This window comes from Alistipes megaguti, assembly GCF_944320325.1.
Classification (GTDB): domain Bacteria; phylum Bacteroidota; class Bacteroidia; order Bacteroidales; family Rikenellaceae; genus Alistipes; species Alistipes megaguti.
This window is the reverse complement of the sequence record NZ_CALUHA010000061.1, coordinates 1-4,091: the sequence shown is the minus strand read 5'-3', so window position 1 is coordinate 4,091 and position 4,091 is coordinate 1. Positions and strand designations below refer to the sequence as shown.

Below are 4,091 nucleotides of genomic sequence, written 5' to 3'. Positions count from 1 at the left end.
ATGCCGTCGTGGCCCATGGCGATACCGTCGTCGATGGCGATGGTGTCGAATTCGGCGGCGAAGCAGCCGAGGCTTTCGATGCGTTGTTTGACCAGTTGGCCGACCTCGTGCAGGTGGACGTGCCCGGGGACGAACTGCGTGAAGGAGTTGGCGATGCCGATGACCGGACGTCCGAACTGCTCCTCGCGCATGCCGTTTGCGCGCCAGAGGCTGCGGGCTCCGGCCATGCGGCGCCCCGAGAGGGTGGCGGCGCTTCTGAGGGGGTGTTTCATCTGTTGGGATTCCATGTTTGCTTCGACTTTGGGGCTATGAAACGAAAGAACCTTTCTCCCGGCCGGGAGAAAGGTTCTCGTTATGCTTCGAACAGGTACGTCACCTTTCTCCCGTTATCAATTCGTTGACCACGAGCAGCACGTTAATGACGTTAATGACGACGATATTCGAATGGTTCTGGGCTTTCATGCCTTCGTTTCTGTTTCAGTTGTGAAGCAAAGATAGCAAACTCGGAGCGAAAGAGCAAGAAATTTCCTAAAAAAATTTAATAACATAACGATCTGAAAGTAGTTTTTGGGTATTTTGATTACTGTTTGCAAAAATAGAGGGGTGTTATCTTATGATCTGATCCATCTTTTGGGATGGCAAGTCGTCCTTTTGTCTCGGTGGCGGATGGTGCCGATTGGGTGATATTCTGAGTGATTACGATTTTTTGAGGCGATTGTGCGTGGAACGTGTTGTTTTATACATATATATAATGAGGTGGTCTTGTTTGTGTTGAAAAATGATTACGAATTGTTATGCGGATTTGGATTTTTAAAAAAATTGTTTTATATTTGCCCTTGATGAAACTTCTGAGAAACCATATCGCCCCTGTTTGGGAGTGCGGATCCTGCTTCGAAAGGTTGGGAACCGCTCTTTCCCGGGTCGGAATCTCCGGCCGCAGGGCGCATGGTGGTTTCGCCGTCGGTCATACGACCGCCGTTGTCTCGTTCCGTACCCTTACCGGTACCGGTACCACCCCTGTGGGGGTCCTGTAATCATCATCCGTCGCATCGTCGCATGCTCCCCGGCCCAGGTTGCCGGAGCGGATATTCACCAAACGAAAAAGTCTCCGAACCGATTCCAGGCAGGAATCCGGCGCTGATGTATCCCGTGCCGGGAACAGAAGCCTCACGGGGCGGATCACCGGCTCACAGCCGGATGAACCGTCCATTCGGAGCCATCCATTTCCGAAGTTTTATCCATCCAAAAAGCAGAATCGAAATGAAACATATAGAAGTCTTTGCCCCGGGAACGGTGGCCAATCTGGGATGCGGATTCGACGTCATGGGGCTGACGCTCGACGGCGTGGGTGACCGCATGGAGGTCATGGTCGAGCCCGATGCCGAGGGGCTCGAGATCCGCAACGAAAGCGGCGTCGAACTGCCCGAATCGCTCGACGAGAATGTCATCACGCCGGCCGTACGGGCCCTGCTGGCGGCCTACGGCGGCTCGGTGCGGGTCATCATCCGCCTGCTCGAGAAGATTGTCCCCGGAAGCGGCATTGGTTCGAGTGCCGCCTCGTCGGCCGCCGCCGTCTACGGGATCAACGAACTGCTGGGACGCCCCTTCTCGGCCAAACAGCTCGTCGAGTTCGCCATGCTGGGCGAGGCGCTGCAGGGCGGGACGGCCCATGCCGACAACGTGGGACCGGCCCTGTTGGGCGGGGTGGTGCTGATCCGCGGTTACGAACCCTTCGATATCGTGCGGCTGCCCGTTCCCGATAACTTCTTCTATGCGGTGGTCCATCCGCAGATTGTCGTCAGCACGAAGATGGCCCGCGAGGTGCTGCCGCACGAGATCCCGCTTTCGAAGGCCGTCAAGCAGTGGGGCAATGTCGGCGGACTGGTGGCGGGTTTTGCCCTGCGCGACGTGGCGTTGATCGGCCGTTCGATGCAGGACGCCGTTGTCGAGCCCTACCGCAAGGGGTTCATTCCGGACTACGATGTGCTCAAGCAGGCGGCAATGGAGCAGGGGGCGCTGGCGCTGAATATCGCCGGATCGGGGCCGTCGGTTTTTGCGCTGGCTTCGGATTACGCCGTGGCCTGCCGCATCGCCGACTGCATGGAGCGTCACTTTGCCGAGCGGGGGATTGCCAGCCACACCTATGCCGGACGGGTCTCGAATGCCGGAGCGCGGATTGTCGAATCGTAAAACAGCAGATCTCATGAAGTGGTACAGCACACGCGATCAGAAACGCGAACACGGTCAGTCGCTGCGCGAGGCCGTGATGATGGGTTTGGCCCCGGACGGAGGCCTTTTCGTGCCGGAGCGGATTCCGCAGGCCGATCTTTCGGAGGCCGAGCGCCGGGCCGACGAATCGTATGCCTCGCTGGCGAGCTACCTGGCCGGCCTCTTTTTCGACGGGGATCTCGACCCGCAGGAGATTGCCCGCCAACTGGCTTCGTTGTATGATTTTCCGGTGCCGCTGCGACGGGTCGGCGATCGCCGCTACACGCTCGAACTCTTCCACGGCCCGACCTGTGCCTTCAAGGATTTCGGGGCGGGGTTCATGGGACGGATGACGGGGCTGCTGGACCGCGGCGGCGAGCGGCTGGTGATCCTGACGGCCACGTCGGGTGATACGGGCAGTGCCGTGGCCCACGGTTTTTACAACGTTCCGGGTGTCGATGTGGTGGTGCTCTACCCCGAGGGGCGGATCAGCCGCCTGCAGGAGTGCCAGATGACGGCCCTGGGCGGCAACATCCACCCGCTGCGGGTCAACGGATCGTTCGACGACTGCCAGCGGCTGGTCAAGGAGCTCTTCGCCGACGAAGCGTTCCGGCACCGGCGTCGTGTCACGTCGGCCAACTCGATCAACCTGCTGCGCTGGATCCCGCAGGCCTTCTACTACTTTTACGGCTATTTCCTCTGGCGGCGGGAGACGGGGGGCGACCATCCCGTGATCGTCGTCCCGAGCGGCAACTGCGGCAATCTGGCGGCCGGCATGCTGGCCCGCAGGATGGGGCTTCCGGTCGGAGGCTTCGTGGCGGCTTCGAATCTCAACGACGTGGTGCCGGAGTTTCTCGAAACGGGCATTTATCTGCCCCGGCCTTCGGTCCGTACGCCTGCCAGCGCGATGGATGTCGGGGCTCCGAGCAATTTCGAACGGATGCTATGGCTCTGCGGCGGTGACCCCGATGCGCTGCGGGCCGAACTGACCGGCTATCGGTGTGACAACGCCACGATCCGGCGGACGATCGACACGTTGTACGAGCGTAGCGGCTACCTGTCGGATCCGCACAGCGCCGTCGGTTACGCGGCGTCGGTGGCCGTGGGCAAACCGGGCTTCTACCTTTCGACGGCCCATCCGGCGAAGTTCGGCGAGGTGATTGCCACGGTAACCGGACGACGGGTCCCGTTGCCCGAACGGCTTGAGTCGCTGACTAGCCTCCCGCAGCATGCCGATCCGCTCGAGGTGGATCTTGGGGCGCTGGAGGAGTTTGTGGCCCGCGTATGACGAGGAAACGCCGACTGCCCGATCGGGCAGCCGGCGTTTTCCGGAGTTGGGGGATTTGTTTTCTGAATCAATACCGGCAGGCGGTTTTGCTCGGATTGCCGGCCATCTGCGACCAGGAATCCGCCGGAGCCGTGGCCGTGGCATCCACGGCAAAGAGGGTCGGCTGGTTGTTCAGCATGCCGTTGCAGTAGATGACGCCGTTGGGCGCGATCGTCGGCGAGGAGTCCAGCTTGTCGGCCAGGTGGAGCGAGACGAGTTGTTCACCGCTTCCGGCATCGAGCTTGACGAGGTTGCCGTTGGTCGTGTCGTTGTAGTAGACGGCGTTGTCGTTGCAGCGTCCGACGCCGAGCCATTTGTAGTCGGGCCAGGCCGTTTCGAGATAGCTCAGCTGGATGGGACGGGCCTCCTGTACGCCGATCACCGTGGGCTGCTGTTCGTCGATCATCGGTCCGAAGGCCACTTTACGGTAGGGACAGTCGTTTAATTCCGTCATTATGAGTCAATCGGCAGACTGTCCCTGTAATTTTTCCGATCGAACTCATCTTTTTATATTTTCGGCTCCGTTTCGGAGCCCCTTTTTTCATTTTTGGACCCA

4 protein-coding genes are annotated in these 4,091 nt (G+C 59.8%); 2 read left to right on the top strand and 2 right to left on the bottom strand.

Features of this window, described 5'->3' with window-relative positions:
- A partial coding sequence (locus tag PUQ42_RS10270) for a dihydroxy-acid dehydratase domain-containing protein (RefSeq protein ID WP_273373417.1) occupies window positions 1–272 on the bottom strand: 272 nt, incomplete at its 3' end.
- A gap of 988 nt (window positions 273–1,260) precedes the next feature.
- Between PUQ42_RS10270 and PUQ42_RS10265 the strand changes: the two genes are divergently transcribed.
- Both PUQ42_RS10265 and thrC read left to right on the top strand, forming a co-directional pair.
- Window positions 1,261–2,190, top strand: a complete 930-nt coding sequence (locus PUQ42_RS10265) for a homoserine kinase (protein ID WP_122119465.1) — start codon at window positions 1,261–1,263, stop codon at window positions 2,188–2,190.
- Between the two features lie 13 nt (window positions 2,191–2,203).
- Window positions 2,204–3,496, top strand: coding sequence for a threonine synthase (gene thrC, locus PUQ42_RS10260; RefSeq protein ID WP_122119464.1), 1,293 nt, complete (start codon window positions 2,204–2,206; stop codon window positions 3,494–3,496).
- A gap of 67 nt (window positions 3,497–3,563) precedes the next feature.
- On the opposite strand, the gene PUQ42_RS10255 is transcribed toward thrC, so the two are convergent.
- Window positions 3,564–3,989: an exonuclease/endonuclease/phosphatase family protein gene (locus tag PUQ42_RS10255; protein WP_273373414.1), complete on the bottom strand. Its 426-nt coding sequence runs from the start codon at window positions 3,987–3,989 to the stop codon at window positions 3,564–3,566.
- Window positions 3,990–4,091: the final 102 nt, after the last annotated feature.

Bases quoted from the DNA above. Each gene is read 5' to 3' on its own strand.
- PUQ42_RS10265 (WP_122119465.1), top strand. From the start codon at position 1,261: ATGAAACATATAGAAGTCTTTGCCCCGGGAACGGTGGCCAATCTGGGA.
- thrC (WP_122119464.1), top strand. From the start codon at position 2,204: ATGAAGTGGTACAGCACACGCGATCAGAAACGCGAACACGGTCAGTCG.
- PUQ42_RS10255 (WP_273373414.1), bottom strand. From the start codon at position 3,989: ATGACGGAATTAAACGACTGTCCCTACCGTAAAGTGGCCTTCGGACCG.